Origin of the sequence: Maridesulfovibrio salexigens DSM 2638, from assembly GCF_000023445.1 — a bacterium.
GTDB classification, from domain to species: Bacteria; Desulfobacterota; Desulfovibrionia; order Desulfovibrionales; family Desulfovibrionaceae; genus Maridesulfovibrio; species Maridesulfovibrio salexigens.
Genome location: NC_012881.1, coordinates 2,486,070 through 2,501,776 on the forward strand (window position 1 = coordinate 2,486,070; position 15,707 = coordinate 2,501,776).

At 45.1% G+C, this 15,707-nt stretch carries 15 protein-coding genes and 1 tRNA gene; 8 read left to right on the top strand and 8 right to left on the bottom strand.

Annotated elements, in window-relative coordinates:
* Window positions 1-14 precede the first annotated feature (14 nt).
* On the bottom strand, window positions 15-1,652 hold the full coding sequence (locus DESAL_RS11385) for a CTP synthase (RefSeq protein ID WP_015852133.1): 1,638 nt from the start codon (window positions 1,650-1,652) through the stop codon (window positions 15-17).
* A gap of 289 nt (window positions 1,653-1,941) precedes the next feature.
* On the opposite strand from DESAL_RS11385, the gene DESAL_RS11390 reads away from it, so the two are divergent.
* Both DESAL_RS11390 and DESAL_RS11395 read left to right on the top strand, forming a co-directional pair.
* Window positions 1,942-2,751: a phosphoribosylformylglycinamidine synthase subunit PurQ gene (locus DESAL_RS11390; RefSeq protein WP_015852134.1), complete on the top strand. Its 810-nt coding sequence runs from the start codon at window positions 1,942-1,944 to the stop codon at window positions 2,749-2,751.
* Between the two features lie 38 nt (window positions 2,752-2,789).
* Complete coding sequence (locus tag DESAL_RS11395) at window positions 2,790-3,299, top strand: nucleoside deaminase (protein ID WP_015852135.1); 510 nt, start codon at window positions 2,790-2,792, stop codon at window positions 3,297-3,299.
* A gap of 684 nt (window positions 3,300-3,983) precedes the next feature.
* Here the strand turns inward: DESAL_RS11395 and DESAL_RS11405 are convergent.
* Together DESAL_RS11405 and DESAL_RS11410 are read right to left on the bottom strand one after the other, a co-directional pair.
* The gene (locus DESAL_RS11405; RefSeq protein ID WP_015852137.1) at window positions 3,984-4,442 is read right to left on the bottom strand and encodes a hypothetical protein; all 459 of its coding nucleotides are present in this window, start codon (window positions 4,440-4,442) and stop codon (window positions 3,984-3,986) included.
* 71 nt (window positions 4,443-4,513) lie between these two features.
* Complete coding sequence (locus DESAL_RS11410; RefSeq protein WP_015852138.1) at window positions 4,514-5,749, bottom strand: phosphatidylserine decarboxylase; 1,236 nt, start codon at window positions 5,747-5,749, stop codon at window positions 4,514-4,516.
* Window positions 5,750-6,014: 265 nt separating this feature from the next.
* Between DESAL_RS11410 and DESAL_RS11415 the strand changes: the two genes are divergently transcribed.
* From DESAL_RS11415 to DESAL_RS11425, 3 genes are all read left to right on the top strand, one after another.
* A tRNA-Ser gene (locus tag DESAL_RS11415) sits at window positions 6,015-6,107 on the top strand.
* Between the two features lie 283 nt (window positions 6,108-6,390).
* On the top strand, window positions 6,391-6,738 hold the full coding sequence (locus DESAL_RS11420) for a hypothetical protein (RefSeq protein ID WP_041721831.1): 348 nt from the start codon (window positions 6,391-6,393) through the stop codon (window positions 6,736-6,738).
* Window positions 6,739-6,882: 144 nt separating this feature from the next.
* Complete coding sequence (locus DESAL_RS11425) at window positions 6,883-8,232, top strand: DEAD/DEAH box helicase (protein WP_015852139.1); 1,350 nt, start codon at window positions 6,883-6,885, stop codon at window positions 8,230-8,232.
* 57 nt (window positions 8,233-8,289) lie between these two features.
* Here DESAL_RS11425 and DESAL_RS20230 read toward each other — a convergent pair whose 3' ends face one another.
* Window positions 8,290-8,460: a hypothetical protein gene (locus DESAL_RS20230; protein ID WP_015852140.1), complete on the bottom strand. Its 171-nt coding sequence runs from the start codon at window positions 8,458-8,460 to the stop codon at window positions 8,290-8,292.
* Between the two features lie 221 nt (window positions 8,461-8,681).
* On the opposite strand from DESAL_RS20230, the gene DESAL_RS11430 reads away from it, so the two are divergent.
* On the top strand, window positions 8,682-9,260 hold the full coding sequence (locus DESAL_RS11430) for a hypothetical protein (RefSeq protein WP_015852141.1): 579 nt from the start codon (window positions 8,682-8,684) through the stop codon (window positions 9,258-9,260).
* Between the two features lie 18 nt (window positions 9,261-9,278).
* On the opposite strand, the gene DESAL_RS11435 is transcribed toward DESAL_RS11430, so the two are convergent.
* A complete protein-coding gene (locus DESAL_RS11435) occupies window positions 9,279-10,187 on the bottom strand; it encodes an AraC family transcriptional regulator (protein WP_015852142.1) in 909 nt (302 codons plus the stop codon).
* A gap of 180 nt (window positions 10,188-10,367) precedes the next feature.
* Between DESAL_RS11435 and DESAL_RS11440 the strand changes: the two genes are divergently transcribed.
* Window positions 10,368-11,540 (top strand): iron-containing alcohol dehydrogenase, encoded by a 1,173-nt coding sequence (locus tag DESAL_RS11440; protein ID WP_015852143.1) that lies wholly within the window; start codon window positions 10,368-10,370, stop codon window positions 11,538-11,540.
* Between the two features lie 59 nt (window positions 11,541-11,599).
* Here the strand turns inward: DESAL_RS11440 and DESAL_RS11445 are convergent, their stop codons facing one another.
* Window positions 11,600-13,294 carry an FAD-dependent oxidoreductase gene (locus DESAL_RS11445; RefSeq protein ID WP_015852144.1) on the bottom strand — a complete coding sequence of 565 codons (1,695 nt, stop codon included), beginning with the start codon at window positions 13,292-13,294 and terminating at the stop codon, window positions 11,600-11,602.
* A gap of 275 nt (window positions 13,295-13,569) precedes the next feature.
* Between DESAL_RS11445 and DESAL_RS19780 the strand changes: the two genes are divergently transcribed.
* Complete coding sequence (locus DESAL_RS19780) at window positions 13,570-14,301, top strand: PAS domain-containing protein (protein WP_015852145.1); 732 nt, start codon at window positions 13,570-13,572, stop codon at window positions 14,299-14,301.
* Window positions 14,302-14,368: 67 nt separating this feature from the next.
* Here DESAL_RS19780 and DESAL_RS11455 read toward each other — a convergent pair whose 3' ends face one another.
* Both DESAL_RS11455 and DESAL_RS11460 read right to left on the bottom strand, forming a co-directional pair.
* Window positions 14,369-14,752, bottom strand: a complete 384-nt coding sequence (locus tag DESAL_RS11455) for a ferredoxin-thioredoxin reductase catalytic domain-containing protein (RefSeq protein WP_015852146.1) — start codon at window positions 14,750-14,752, stop codon at window positions 14,369-14,371.
* 158 nt (window positions 14,753-14,910) lie between these two features.
* A complete protein-coding gene (locus DESAL_RS11460) occupies window positions 14,911-15,612 on the bottom strand; it encodes an HAD family hydrolase (protein ID WP_015852147.1) in 702 nt (233 codons plus the stop codon).
* Window positions 15,613-15,707: the final 95 nt, after the last annotated feature.

A 15,707-nucleotide genomic window follows, 5' to 3' on the forward strand; every position in this document is an offset into this window, starting at 1 on the left:
TACAAAGTTAATTCTTATTTATTTTTGTTTTCGCAAGAAGCCTTGATGAAATCCCTGAACAGCGGATGAGCATGCATGGGATTAGACTTGAATTCCGGGTGGAACTGACAACCCAGGAACCAAGGATGGTCGGCAACTTCAACGATCTCTACCAGAGCTTCATCCGGAGAAAGACCACTCAGCACCAGACCTGCTTCAACAAGCTGATCTGCAAATTTTTCTTTGTTGAATTCGTAACGGTGACGATGGCGTTCCTGAATTTCAGTTTTGCCGTAAGCAGCCATCGCTTTAGTTCCTTCAACAACTTTACAAGGGTATGCGCCAAGACGCATGGTGCCGCCCTTATCACTTTCTTCGCAACGGTTTTCAGTCTTCTTGGTGCGGTAGTCGTACCATTCTTTCATCAGATAGATGACGTTATCATCACCTTCGGGGTTGAACTCTTCAGAGTTTGCCCCCTTAAGGCCCATGACGTTGCGGGCATATTCAATAACAGCACACTGCATACCGAGACAGATACCGAAGAAAGGCACTTTGTTTTCACGTGCATACTGAATAGCAGTGATCTTGCCTTCAACACCACGGTTACCGAAACCGCCGGGAACGAGCACGCCGTCACAACCGGCCAGCTTTTCCTTAACGTTCTCAGGAGTGATCTCTTCAGAGTTCACATAACGCAGGTTAACTTTGACTTCGTTTGCAACCCCGCCGTGGATGAGAGCTTCATGCAGGGATTTATATGCTTCCTTGAGATCAACATATTTACCGACGATACCAATTGTGGTTTCACCAGTCGGATTCTCAAGAGTATGGTTAAGCTTTCTCCATGACTCAAGATTACAATTCTTGGCCGGAAGCTTAAGCATAATAGCAATCTTCTGGTCCAGTCCTTCGTTGTAAAAGCTGAGCGGAAGCTGGTAGATGGACTTTACATCAACAGCAGTGAAAACCGCGTCACGGTCAACGTCACAGAAAAGAGCAATCTTGCGTTTGATATCTTCATCCAGATCAACTTCACTACGACAAAGAATGATGTCGGGGTGAATACCGATGCTGCGCAGTTCCTTGACGGAGTGCTGGGTCGGCTTGGTTTTAACTTCACCGGCAGCAGCAAGGTAAGGAACAAGAGTCAGGTGGATGTAAAGCACATTCTCGCTGCCGAGTTCGGAACGAAGCTGACGGATGGCCTCAAGAAAAGGAAGACCTTCGATATCACCAACGGTTCCGCCGATCTCGATAAGAGCAACGTCTTCGCCGTTGGGTACATTCATAACGGCATTTTTGATCTCATCAGTAATGTGCGGAATTACCTGTACGGTACCGCCAAGGTAGTCGCCACGACGTTCCTTGGTGATTACGTTGTGGTATACACGGCCGGAAGTCATGTTGTTTTTCTGACTCAGAGAAACATCAAGGTAACGCTCGTAATGGCCGAGGTCGAGGTCAGTTTCTGCACCGTCGTCAGTTACGTAAACTTCACCATGCTGAAAAGGGTTCATGGTGCCGGGGTCAACATTGATATAAGGATCAAGCTTCTGAATGGTTGCGGTCATTCCTCTGGCTTTAAGAAGTGCGCCGATGGATGCTGCTGCAAGCCCTTTACCAAGTGAGGACAACACGCCCCCGGTGATGAATATAAATTTGGTTTTCATAACGCTCCCGTCCCGTGGCGGACAATTTATTTTAAAATATCGCTGTTACATAAAACAAAATGGACAGCGAATAAAGTCGATAGCTATGAAAAAAACACAAAAAGGCACCCGCCCCGTTAACATTCTCATATTCAGGCGTATCCCACTTCAAAAAAATGTGTTAGCGGTACGTCCTGAGGAATATAGAGTGTTGACGGGAGGCTGACCCGCAATTATGTTCCTCTCTTCAAAACACGCATTAGATAGTCTTGGAATATTTCTATTGTCAACATCTGGAGGACAAAAATATATGGCCCGCGTAAAAGTTTTGGTCATCACCGGTTACGGAACCAACTGTGAACACGAGTCTGCTCATGCCGCTAAAAAAGCGGGCGCAGACGAAGTAGACATCACTTATTTTTCCGATCTTGCTGCAGGTAAAAAAACTCTGGAAGGATATAACTTCCTGATTTTTCCCGGCGGCTTTCTTGATGGAGATGACCTCGGAGCAGCACAGGCTGCCGCGCTCCGCTGGAAACACGCACACACCGCAGACGGCACCCCGCTTGTGGATCAAATTAAAAAATTCTTTGAAGACGGCGGCGTAATTCTTGGAATCTGCAATGGATTCCAGCTGCTGGTCAAACTCGGCCTGCTGCCCGCAGTCGGCGGTGAATACTTCACCCGTCAGGTTTCACTCAGCTACAACGATTCCGCAAAATACGAAGATCGTTGGGTACACCTCAAGGCCAACCCCGATTCCCCTTGCGTTTTCACCAAGGGAATTGAAACCCTTAACGTTCCCGTACGTCACGGCGAAGGTAAAATTATCCCCGCTGATGACGCCATGCTGGAAAAAATCGTGGAAAACAACCTCCACGCTGTTCAGTATATTGATCCTGAATCCGGCGAAGTGACCATGGATTATCCTGCCAACCCCAACGGCTCCCCGCTGGGTATTGCAGGCCTTACTGATCCCACAGGCCGCATCCTCGGACTCATGCCCCATCCCGAGGCATACAACCACCCCACCAACCACCCCAAGTGGACACGTGGCGACATCCCCACCCTCGGGTTGGCGTTGCTCGAAGGTGGCGTTAATTATATTAAATCGCTCTAAACAAAAAAGGGGGAGTTTAACTCCCCCTTTTTTTATTTATGACAAATATTATTACCAGAGGAACCCCGCCCGCTAATCCTCCACAGGGCCAGACATGGCGTTCCATGATGGACACTGCCATACGTGAAGCCTTCAAAGCCCGCCGGCACGAAGAAGTCCCCATCGGCGCTGCTCTTTTCACAGCAGAAGGCGAACTCCTCGCCACCGGAAACAATACCCCGCTGACTCAGAATGATCCCACCGGACATGCGGAAGTGAACTGCATCCGCAATGCCTGCAAAAATCTGGATAACTATCGTTTGCCACGCGGAACAATTCTTGTTGTCACGCTGGAGCCCTGTATCATGTGCCTTGGCGCTATTATCCATGCGCGGGTAGGAGGAGTTGTGTTCGGCGCTCCTGACCCTAAAGCCGGAGCCGTAGTATCCAATCTGGAAGGCACGGATTTATCTTTTGCCAACCATAAATTCTGGACCATCGGCGGGGTTTGTGAGAATGAGTGTAAAGAAATTTTACAAAGTTTTTTTCTGCATAAGCGCAAAAAGTAAATACAAGCTGGAATTTTGAAAAGTAGTCCCTGTAACATAACTCGATTGATCGTTTTTCTGCTCTTGGCATTATGTCTAATGCCAAGCGACAGCTTGCGTCCAATCGATAGCAGAGAACAACTTACTCACGATTCCAGTTTTCTCCACTCTGCTCCTAAAGCTGCAGGATCACCGTCATACATAGTCGAGCTATCCCAGCCGGCTGACAACTTTATTTCCGAACAAGAACGGCCCCTGACTTTAACCACCGCAAAATTCCATGTTGATTTTGTCAGGGCTACCGCATTTCTATCTAAAGAAGTATCTAGAGGCTTCATACCTCGTATTGCGCACAGGATCATCCCTACACGCGCACCTCCGTTTGTTTAAATCGAGTACAGAATCCAACTGATCCCACCAAGACCCATTTTGTCTTAGGTGATTTAATTACTCTTTTTAAAAAAAATTGAGGACTACTTACTTATGTCTAAATTAGCATCGTCTAACACTGAAAAGTCACTTTCGTCAGATTCTAAAACTGAAACAACTTCCAACGGACAGCTATCCATAGGACTCACGCTGGCTGCAATTGCGGCGTTTTTTGTCCTGTTTGTCTGGATCTGCGGCGTATAAATAACCCTAAAAACAAAGTCCCTAGGCGATATCCTCGCCTAGGGACTTCTTTTCACTAAACTATCTCAACTTTTACTTCTTTTTATTCTTCTTTTTTTTATCTTTTTTCTTATTATTCTTCCGCTCTTCGCGCTCAGCCTTTTTTTCTTCTTTCAGTCTAGCACGATCCTCTGCTGCATCTTCTTTACGCTTTGCCTTTTCCGCCTTTGATTCTTCCTTGCGGGTCTCACGCTCTTCTTCTCTTTCATCCTTTAAACGCTCACGCTCTTCTTTATCACGTTCACGATCGGATTCTCTATCTTCTTTAGCACGCTCACGTTCTTCCTTATCCCGCTCGCGCTGAGCTTCGCGCTCTTCTTTTTCTCGTTCACGCTGAGCCTTGGCACTTTCCAGCTCGTCTTTCTTATTTCCTTTGCCCTTGCCTTTACCTTTCGCCGCCAGAGCAACACCGCCGATCATCGGCACACAGACCAAAACTGATGCGGCGGCAATACGTTTAATGATGCTACGCCGAGTGAATCTTTCCTTCATAACCTTTCTCCCTTTGTATATTTTTCATTCAGTCACAAGCTATTTTACTATGTTTTATAAAACAGGCGACTTTAATTATTTGCTCCGGTATCAAAAATTCCAATCTGGTTCCCCAGCCGGACTTTAATGGCCCCGGATTTGTACTTGCCCGGCTCAAAAATCAGAATGACCAACGATCCACCGTAAAGGAAGTGACCAAGCTCATCACCTCGCTTAACCGCAACAGAACCATTCCCTTTCAAAAACTTATTTTCGAATATGACTGAGCCAACGGTGCTTAATCCTACTGGTACAACTCCTACCAACCCATACTTTCCGGTATCAATGATAAAATACCCACGCTGATAACTTTCAAAGGCGCCGAAACTGGCTCCGAAATAGCCAACATTACCACTGGGAGGAACAAACTTCGGAAAATCTTCCATACCCAACAAAGCGCCATCAACGAGCCTTGTCTCAAGAACCTTTCCACTCACAGGTGAATGGTAATGATGATAAGTGTTAGGCATTAAAATGCAGGACATTGCGGTTCCGCCCACAAATTTCTCCCAATATTTCGATCCAGCAAGCAATTGCCTGATATTAAGTACCTGCATCCCCTTAGTGGGAATTGTCGCGGATTCTGCAACGAGCTTCGCCGGGATGGTATTCACGATGGCATCAGTAGGAGCGCCAATTACATAATCCCGCTCCGGCATCGTTTGCGGTCTTACCTTTTTGATATCCTTAAATTTACGCGAGAAAAACTCATTGTAAGATTTGAATCCACCGTCAGCAGCCTTCGGATCAGGGAGGACATACTCTTCTTTTTCAATACGCGGGTCCGCAAGCCAGCGAGCAACAAATTTAGTTGAAGCTTTACTGTTAAGAAAATCACCACGCTCTTTAGCGAAATTATCAAAAATCATAACTCCCGGACGGGTTTGAAATGCAGCCCTGCCGAATGGATTTTTGTAAGCAAACAGGTCCATCTGCTCGATGTACAAAAGTCCATTATCCGAACTTCCCTTTGCCTCAGGTAAAAATGAACACCACTCGACAAAGAAAGGAACCATGTCCGCAAAGGATTTACCCTGCCAAGGGTTTCCACCGGCACGATATCCTTCCGGAATAGGTTGTATATTCTGAAAAGCCTCATCAATAAGCAACTTGAAAACTTGATCTCCTTCATAAGATTGCACAAGCTCTGAAATTGATTCCTTACAAGGACAATCATCGGGAATGGTATAGCCTGCGCCGAAACTAATGTATGGAATAGAAAGAAAAACCAGCAGGATTAAGGTAAATGTTAAATATTTTTTGCTCATAACCACTCCCTCCTGAAATGAAATAATAGTTAACTTAATCGTCAACGAAACACATGGAAGACAATCCTAAGCATACTACATTTATAGAATCCCTGAAATCAGAAAACAGCCGGATAGATGCAACTCGCATCTATCCGGCATTATATGCCTATTTAAAATTACGCTCTTCAATCCCGATCATTTATGCTTGCCAAGTCCCTTAAAAAAACATATAAATCGTGCCTTCCAAGACCGGATCGCCGGAATCGGTCTTGCTTATAAACGCGGAGAGGTAGCGAAGTCCGGCCGTAACGCGCTCGACTCGAAATCGAGTTATGGGTCAAACCATACGTGGGTTCGAATCCCACCCTCTCCGCCAGAAATTAAGAAAGGACTTAGAATATAACTTCTAAGTCCTTTTTCTTTAATTATCTTCGTGCATACACAAAAGACCGAAGACATATATCAATAGCACCGATCACCCATTCCTTTAGAAGCAAACAATATCTATATCAAAATATATTCAAAAAATTCATACATATAAGGTTAGTTTGGCAAAGAAAACTTTCTAATTTGTTAAGTTATTTTAATATAGGCATTGACTACAGTGACAAGTAGTATAATAAGACTACATTAAATTTGAATATTTGAGGTAGTCGCACATGCCAGCAACAATTTTGAGCATCAGCTTAATCGCTCTTTTTCTCGCTTTCGCGTTTAAGAAAAAACAATCAAAACTATTTATTGCTGCCTCTGACACAAATCAATTTAAGACACTCCCTTTATGTACCTGTAAAAAAAATCTCCAATTCCCGATAGAATTATCTAAAAAGCAATCTTACATCATCCAAGGTCAAGCTGTATCATTTACCGTTTGTCAATGTCTTCGTTGCGGTGGAATATTTGGCTGTCCATTAGAGGATTTCAACCACTTTATTAAACACGCTCCAAACAGCAAAAAACACGGATTATTGAATTCTTTTTACGAAAAGATGGAACCTCCACTATAACCCTGACGTAACCTATATAAATCAAAACCAAATCTAAACTCCGAGAACACTTCACATCTTCTCAAGCCCCAACTCATCCCTAACAAATTTATTTGGTCGACTTGTTGCGCGCCATAAGCTAAATGGGCAGCAACAGGAGAACCAATGCTGATCGAAATTTCAAAAGACCTGACCATTACCGATGCCCCCGAAGAACTGATTGATGAGATCAAGGAAGCTTTGACCTTGATGAACCCTGATTATATCAATGCGATCAAATACCGTGGCAGGGTCGGAAAACGCATCCCTAAATATATTAAAATGTGGTCTGGTGACCGTAAGAAAAGACTGCATTGCCCACGCGGATTCGGCATTGAACTACACCAAATCGCCAAGGCAGCGGATATTGAGCCGACATACGAAGATAAGCGACTCGAACTTGATCCTGTAGATTTTTCGTTCAAGGGTGAACTGCGCCCATACCAGCAGGCTGCCCTGCAATCTTTTTCAAACCAGACCCAAGGATTACTTGAAGCCGGAACCGGGGCTGGCAAAACCGTCATGGCGCTGGCTCTGATTGCCGAGCGCAAACAGCCATGCCTGATCATCGTTCATACCAAAGAACTGCTCATGCAGTGGATTGACAGGATCAACCAGTTTCTGGGCATTGAAGCGGGACAGATCGGTGGAGGCAAGTTCAAAATTAAGCCACTGACCGTGGCAACAATCCAGACAGCCCGCAACCGTTTAAAAGACCTGAAAAAGACCTTCGGGCATATAGTAGTCGATGAATGCCACCGTACTCCGGCCAGCACTTTTCAGAAGGTGGTTAAAAATTTTGATGCAAAGTACCTAACCGGATTATCCGCCACCCCCTACCGTGCAGACGGTCTGGATCGCATGATCAACCTCACCCTCGGCCCTGTGGTGCACCGGGTTAACCCGGACCTGCTGCGCAATACCGGAGCAATTCTTAAGCCGGAAATTTTCACTGTCGAAACCGCATTCCGCTTTGCCGGAAATGCTTCTGAAGAATATTCACTCATGATGACCGCCATTGCTGAAGATTACCCGCGCAACAAGATCATTGCATCCTGCGTGAGCAAGGAACTGCAACAGAATCCGGGAACCATGCTTATGGTGGCGGACCGCACAGCCCACCTCGATGCACTTTCTGATCTTTTGTTTGATCAGGGCGTAGAAGTAGCCGTGCTGACCGGGAAGACTCCTGCCGGAGAGCGCGAAGAAATCATTAATGACCTTAACGCAGGCAAGATCAAAGTGCTGGCCAGTACTGCATCGCTCATAGGCGAAGGCTTTGATTGTCCAGGTCTTTCTACCCTTTTCCTCTGCTCCCCCATTAAATCCAAAGGCAGGCTGGTCCAGATCATCGGCAGGATTCTGCGCCCCGCAGACGGCAAACGCCCGAGGCTCTATGACTTTGTAGATATTGAAGTGGGAGTGCTCAAGCACAGTGCCGGACTCAGGCAGAAAATTTATGCTGAGATTGCATAAGGACAGTATGTTTAAAAAAGATAAGGAGGGAATACGAGTTCCCTCCCCGGCTAATCGCTATACAGCGACCAAGCTCTGCTGTTTCATCAGTTCGATTCTCATTGTCTCATTTCGCACCTTTTCTTCTTCGATACGAATTCGACGATGTTCAAACCACCGCTCAATACAGTGATCTAGAATCATCCCTTTAGGCAGCAACATTGTCAGTATATAATTAACAATTTTCATTATTGTATTTCTCCTATTAGTTTATTTTGTACAAGCCCGAAAATCGGGCAAAACATATTGCTGCACAAATTCTAAAGAAGAAACTTACTGACAGACATTATCTATCAGCTAAGCGTCAAAATCGTCAATGTTTCTATTTATTACTTGCAATACTATTGCATATACCTATAATCAAAAACAAGACACAAAAAATATAGCTTAATTAGGGCATTAACTAAAAAATGACCACAGAAGAATATAATTTTTGGAATTTAATTTTTAGCGGTTTCACAGCTTTTGGAACAGTGGGAGCTACTTTTTTCGCCGTTTGGCAAGTATTCAAAAAAAATCGGCCTAATCTAAATATTTTTTTTGACGGAGGTTACAAAGGCAAAGAACAAATCTACACTGAAAGAATTTTCGTATCGAACACGGGTGGCTTCTATGAACGAATAATCAGCTTTGGGATCGAAACTGGAATTGGACCATTGTCTCTGAGATCACCACTAAACTATGCAACAACAGAAAGAGAACCAACATTCCCAATCAACTTGGCTCCAGGAACTTTTGATGGATATGAACTAACACCAGACAATCTATCAAGGCTCTTGTATATGGTTATAACAAACGGCCTAGTTCTCACTCCAATTAGAATTCGAAGAATTATTTCAGACAAACTTTTTTTTCTTTTCTTACTCAACAACACAAAAATATGTGTTTATTCAGACAGAGGCGGAGTGATAAAAAAAAGACTTGATTCCAATATAAAATCATTAATTAAAGCATATCATCAAAAAACTAAATCCTCTTATAAAAATTGACGAAACAGATCATAACTCCTACCCCGCCATACCCTGACTATTGCGCACCGCCTCCCGCGGGGTATATCCGAAATGCCGTTTGAACTCACGACTGAATTGTGAGGGACTTTCATACCCCACCATATGCGCGGCGGAACTGGCCTGTTCCCCTTGAACAACCATAAACTGGCGGGCCTTTTCCAAGCGTATCCTCTTCAGATACTGTACCGGAGTCAATGCGGTCACGGCTTTAAAATGATTGTAAAATGAACGCACGGACATATTCGCACTTTTTGCAAGATGGTCGATGTCGATTCCCTTATCGTAATTATCGTGGAGAAAGCGCAGTGATTTGGCGATCAAAGCATAGTCCGATTCCCCGAAAGCCGCAGAAGCCAACAAATGCCCGTGTTTGCCCATAAGAATATGATAGTAAATTTCCCGGATGATCTGCTTGCCGAAGATATTTGCTTCCTTGCGCGACTTCAAAACCTTAAGTAAACGGATTGTCGACTCCATCACATTGTTGGTCAACGGCTCGAAGTATATGCCGGAAGAGCTGGAGATTTTTTCCAGCGCCTGCTTGTCATATTTATTGATAAATTCCACCAGATCCTGAATCACTTCGAAATCAAGGGGAACCGTAATACTGAGTAGCGGATTATCAACATCAGGAACAACTTCGATATCGAGCGGGACAATGGCAGGAACGACTAGAAATTCATCTTCACCGTACGTGAATGTAGCATCGCTCAAGTGACAAATTTTATGTCCGTAAACAGCAATGCAGAAACATTGTTCATAGATTAACGGAGACTTGGGTTTATGTTCTGAAACACGAACAAGTGTAACCTCTTCAAGAAAGGTTTCATTAATCCCTTCGCGGACCGCCCCGTCATCGAGGGCTTCTTTCAGTTCATCCAACAGTTTTTTATCCTGAATGCTCATTTTATACTCCAAGTAGCGAAACTTTGTGCTAGCATGCTTACCAATGTTGCATATGAATTCTACCGAAATATGCGCATCTTGCAAAATAAGGCAAACTGTTTGCAAAAATAGGTATTCATTAAAAACAGCACACAGGGCATAAAATAGCCAAAACATCACTCAAAAACATAGGAGTTAAAAATGCTTAACTTTAGCTTTTACAATCCGACCAATATTGTTTTCGGCGAAGGCCAGCTTCAGGAATTGGATAACCTTGTCCCTAAAGATGCCAAAGTGCTTATCACTTACGGTGGCGGCAGCGCCAAGAAGACCGGTCTTCTTGACCGAGTAAATGCCGAGCTTGCCAAAAGCGGCCGCACTGTAGTCGAATTCGGTGGAATTCCTGCAAACCCGAAATTCGAAGTTTTAATGGATGCCATCAAAATTGTCCGTGACGAACAGATTGACTTCATTCTTGCCGTGGGCGGCGGGTCCGTTATCGACGGAACCAAATTCATTGCACTGGCAGCACCAGCCAAAGCATACGAAGGCAGAGAAAAAGAACTGATGCACTTCGGTTTTACCCCTGTTCCAGTTGATTCAGCTGTACCCTTCGGAACCGTGCTGACGCTTCCGGCAACAGGATCGGAAATGAACAACGGTGCTGTAATCAGTGATGGCGAAGACAAACTTCCGGTCTTCTCCACCCACACATTCCCAAAGTTCTCCATCCTCGATCCGAAGATCACCTTCACCCTGCCTAAAACTCAGGTGGCTAACGGCGTTGTGGACACATTTATTCACACCATTGAGCAATACCTTACCTACCCTGTAGAAGGTCGTTTTCAGGACCGCACAGCAGAAGGAATTTTGCAGACTCTGATTGAAATCGGCGAAACAACCGTTAATGAGCCTGAAAACTACGATGCCCGCGCCAACCTTGTCTGGTGTTCCACCATGGCCCTCAACGGTCTTATAGGTGCAGGTGTCCCACAGGACTGGACCACTCATATGATCGGCCATGAACTAACCGCCCTCACCGGATTGGATCACGCCAAGACTCTGGCTGTAATGCAGCTTGCCAACTGGAAGGTCCGCCGGACGGAAAAAAGAGAAAAGCTCATCCAGTATGCCGAGCGGGTCTGGGATATCCGCGAAGGCGATGATGACGCTCGCATTGATCAGGCAATTGCCAAGACCGAAGAATTTTTCAACTGTATAGGTATGGCAACCAGACTTTCTGATTATGAAATCGGTCCCGACATTGTTGACCGGGTTGTCGCCGGCCTTGAAAAACACGGCATGACCAAGCTTTCCGAGCGCGGCGATGTCACCCCGGAAATTTCCCGTAAAATGCTCGAAACAGCACTCTAAAAGACAAAGGGCCGTAGTACTGAGTACTACGGCCCTTTAAATTTACTACCTTACAAATACTACATCTCTACCTTGAACGGCCAGCCCATAATGCCGCCTTCCATAACTTTAACGTTGGTCCAGCCGTTTGCCTCAAGCACTCGCTGGGCTTCATAGCCACGCATGGATATCTTGCAGAAAGTAATGATCTCCGCATCCTTGTTTTGCGGCAATTGATCAAGAGCATTGCGCAGTTTGCCAAGAGGAATAAGATTTTCCCCTACGTTCAAACGCATCTCCTCAAATTCATTGGGTGCTCGCACATCCAGAATGAACGGCTTTTCACCTGCGTCCAACCTCTCTTTCACTTCAGCATTGCTGATCCCGGTCATCTGTCCGGCCATCTTATTATCAAGGATGTGCGCGGTAGTGATAAAATGGTCAATAGCAAGAGAAAACGGAGGAGCATACGGCAGGTCAGCCATACCCACTTCCCAAATGGTGTTGCCGTTCATTACCGCCATTGCAGCCTCGGCCAATTGGCGGTTCACCTCGCCGGGGCCTACGCACTGAAACCCAAGAATGCGTCCGGTTGCGGCATCAGCAACCATCTTTGAAACCAGCAGCTTGGCCCCCATGAAACCGGGCTTGTCCGGACTGGCATTGGTTGCGGTAATAACATCATACCCTTCTGCTTTAGCACGCTGTTCGGAGAATCCGGTAGCTCCGGCACTCAGATCAAAGACCTTGCATATTCCGCTGTTCACAGTTCCGGGAAACTTGTGCTTATCACCACGGGCGATATTATCCGCAACGACACGGGCCTCAAGGTTAGCAAGGTCACCATAGGGAGCATAGGTTTTCTTTCCAGTGATACGCTGGGTTATCTCAACGCAATCCCCGGCAGCATAAATGTCAGGATCGGAAGTTCGCATGAAATCATCAACTGCAACACCTCCGAATCCGCCGATTTCTAGCCCGGCTTCTGCTGCAAGCTTGGCATTGGGAGTTACACCGATAGCAACAACAGCAAGTTCGCATGGGACCACAGAACCGTCATTAAGTTTAACTCCGGTCAGTTTGCCATTCTCACCCAAAAATTCAGCCACGCCGTTATCAGTATGGACAGTGACACCTTTGGAAGCAACGTGTTTCTCCACCAACTTAGCGATTTCCCAGTCCAGAAACATAAGCAGCTGAGAAAGCATTTCTACAACATTCACATTCATGCCGGACTCGGACAGAGCCTCGCAAACTTCAATTCCGATCAGCCCGCCACCGACAATGACTGCGTCCTTAACCTTACCGGAATCAACCAGTTCACGCAGTTTATCTGCATCGCGCATTTCGGAAAGTGAACGAACTCCTTCGAGATCAATCCCGGGAATAGGAGTACGGCGCGGTGTAGCCCCAGTACATAGGACAAGTTTATCGTATGCCACTGAGCAGGACTCACCTGTCAAAACATCCGTGCAGGACACAGTCTTATTGTGACGGTCGATAGCTGTTACTTCAGTGTTAACCCGAGCACTAACCCCCTTGGCTGCGGCAAAAAAACCTTCATCGCGCACGACCCCGGTGGGTGTGGCAAGCAAAGCATTTCGCTCATCAAAATTACCGCCTATGTAGTACGGATAACCGCATGAAGCCATGGATAACTCCGGTGCCTTCTGAAGCAGAACCACTTCCGCATCAGCATCAAGACGCTTGGACCGAGCTGCAGCCTTGGGTCCGGCAGCAGAACCGCCGATTACGACTATCTTTTTGGAACTCATCTGTATCTCCTTTTCACTTTCAGCTTAAATTGAGTCATGGATTGAATTGGCTTGAGCATACAGATCAACAAATTTAGCGCATTGATCCAGATCAACGGGACTGATTTATTACAGAAAAACAGACAGATCTAACTTTCAGCGAACTTTATCATTATAAGACAAACAAAAGACATCTCGGTCTCAATCATAAATCTTTATATTTACTTTTCTAATGGACCAATCCCCACCTCTATCGTATAATTTTGCTTAAATCATTCAACATTTAAGGATGTACCGTGAGAGAGAAGAAGCCAACATACGAAGAACTGGAGCAGCGTGTGGCTGAACTGGAAAGGCGCGAAGAACAAAACGAATGCCTTAATTCAGTTCATTTCTTTTTGGATGCCAACACAAAATCCTCTCTTGTCATGGACATTCTCTTCGATTCCATCCTCAGTGGAATTATCATTGTAGATGCTGAAGAATTCACCATTGTTGAAGTCAATAGCACAGCCCTTGAAATGCTGGGACGCAACAAGAATGAGGTAATCGGCAAGGTATGCCATAACTTTGTATGCCCTGCGGAACGCGGAAAATGTCCTATTGCTGACCTTGGGCAGACTGTGGATATGTCTGAACGAATCCTACTCACGGCTAAATCCGGCAATCGCAATATCCTCAAGACTGTCAAAACCCTTAATATTAAGGATAAAAACTACTATATCGAAAGTTTCATCGACATAACCGACCAAAAGAAAGCTGAACTGGATAAAGAAGAACTCATTAAAGAACTTTCGGAAGCCCTTGAAAAGGTGAAAGTACTCAGTGGACTTATGCCTATCTGCGCTAAATGTAAAAAAATACGAGATGACAAAGGCTATTGGAATAATCTTGAATCATTTATTGAGAAGTACTCCGAGGCATCATTCAGCCACGGACTCTGCCCGGAATGCTCAGATGAAATGTATGGCGATCAGCAGTGGTATATCAAGGGCAAAGAAAAACGGAAGAAAAACAAAAAAGATTAGAAATCCATAAAAAAACGGACACAAGCTCAAAAGCATGTGTCCGTTTTTTTTGTTTTAACAAAAAGGCCTAGTTGGGCAACTTGCGATGCATCTTTTCCGGAGCCGGATCAGCGATATCGCCATAAGTCTGTCGACCTTCGTGGTCTTCCGGAAGATGCTCAGTTACAGGCATGCCTTCCGCATTAACAAACAGCATACAGTGACAGTACTTGTAGGTCTTCATGTCCGAGCAGGGACAAAGCCATTCACGCTCGGCAACCGCCTGCTGTTTGTCCGGATAAAAACGGCAGGGACAGAGGGGGCGTTTAAGATCATCAAGATGCATGGCCAGACCGGTGGTCACAGCATCGGAAACATCCTTCATGGGATGAAGGTTCAGTCCGGTACGTTCACAATACTTCTCCACATAATTGGAGATCAATTTTACACTTTTTTCAGTAGGCTGAGACAATGCTATCACCTTATATATTGATATTTTAATACAAATTACGCACTACGAAAGACTAGTGGAATTTCTTAGTGCGTAAGCAACGGCTAATTAACATTCATTGCGAGATAATGAAAGTGATTAATTGCCGTATAAAATTTCTTAAATAATATTTCAGACTATTAACGCGTCAACAATGGCAATAATTCTCCTGCCTTGCTGATTTCAACATACTCGCGACCACAGAGATCATCTTCACATACGACCTCATGAACCCAGGTAGTATGAAATGGAATATGTACAGCCCTTCCGCCAATACCCACAACCGGAAGAATGTCTGATTTAACAGAATTACCGACCATGAGAAATTCATCATGACGAATGCTGTGCTTATGCAGAATACGCTCGTAAGCAGCCTCATCCTTCTCGGCAAGAATCTCAATGTGATCAAAATACACAGACATGCCGGAAAGACTTATTTTGCGTTGCTGTTCAGCCACATCACCCTTGGTAATCATTAGCAACTCATAGTCACTTCCCAAAGTGCGCAGCACCTCTTCAACTCCTGCAATAGGTTCCACAGGAGCTGTCAGCATCGCCCTTCCAACAGCAATTATATGTTCAATCTCAGAACTTTTTATCTTATCAGGAGCCGCTATGTTTGCCGCCTCAATCATGGAAATAACAAAACACTTTACCCCGTACCCAAAGACGGCAACGTTTCGGGACTGAGTCTTCTCCAAAATCCGCGTAAACTCTTCTGCCGGTATATATGCAGACATCATTTCTGCAATTTCAGCCTTGGCCCGGTCAAAAAAAGGTTCATTTACCCACAAAGTATCGTCAGCATCGAAGGCCACCGCCCTTACTTTTCCATGAAACATTACTTTCTCCTTGCAGGAAAACTAAGTACTGACCTGCTACAAGTCAAATATGAATTTTTAGGACAGATCTGATCTCATCGGCTTCAAAATTTCAT

Bases quoted from the DNA above. Each gene is read 5' to 3' on its own strand.
- DESAL_RS11385 (WP_015852133.1), bottom strand. From the start codon at position 1,652: ATGAAAACCAAATTTATATTCATCACCGGGGGCGTGTTGTCCTCACTT.
- DESAL_RS11390 (WP_015852134.1), top strand. From the start codon at position 1,942: ATGGCCCGCGTAAAAGTTTTGGTCATCACCGGTTACGGAACCAACTGT.
- DESAL_RS11395 (WP_015852135.1), top strand. From the start codon at position 2,790: ATGACAAATATTATTACCAGAGGAACCCCGCCCGCTAATCCTCCACAG.
- DESAL_RS11405 (WP_015852137.1), bottom strand. From the start codon at position 4,442: ATGAAGGAAAGATTCACTCGGCGTAGCATCATTAAACGTATTGCCGCC.
- DESAL_RS11410 (WP_015852138.1), bottom strand. From the start codon at position 5,749: ATGAGCAAAAAATATTTAACATTTACCTTAATCCTGCTGGTTTTTCTT.
- DESAL_RS11420 (WP_041721831.1), top strand. From the start codon at position 6,391: ATGCCAGCAACAATTTTGAGCATCAGCTTAATCGCTCTTTTTCTCGCT.
- DESAL_RS11425 (WP_015852139.1), top strand. From the start codon at position 6,883: ATGCTGATCGAAATTTCAAAAGACCTGACCATTACCGATGCCCCCGAA.
- DESAL_RS20230 (WP_015852140.1), bottom strand. From the start codon at position 8,460: ATGAAAATTGTTAATTATATACTGACAATGTTGCTGCCTAAAGGGATG.
- DESAL_RS11430 (WP_015852141.1), top strand. From the start codon at position 8,682: ATGACCACAGAAGAATATAATTTTTGGAATTTAATTTTTAGCGGTTTC.
- DESAL_RS11435 (WP_015852142.1), bottom strand. From the start codon at position 10,187: ATGAGCATTCAGGATAAAAAACTGTTGGATGAACTGAAAGAAGCCCTC.
- DESAL_RS11440 (WP_015852143.1), top strand. From the start codon at position 10,368: ATGCTTAACTTTAGCTTTTACAATCCGACCAATATTGTTTTCGGCGAA.
- DESAL_RS11445 (WP_015852144.1), bottom strand. From the start codon at position 13,294: ATGAGTTCCAAAAAGATAGTCGTAATCGGCGGTTCTGCTGCCGGACCC.
- DESAL_RS11460 (WP_015852147.1), bottom strand. From the start codon at position 15,612: ATGTTTCATGGAAAAGTAAGGGCGGTGGCCTTCGATGCTGACGATACT.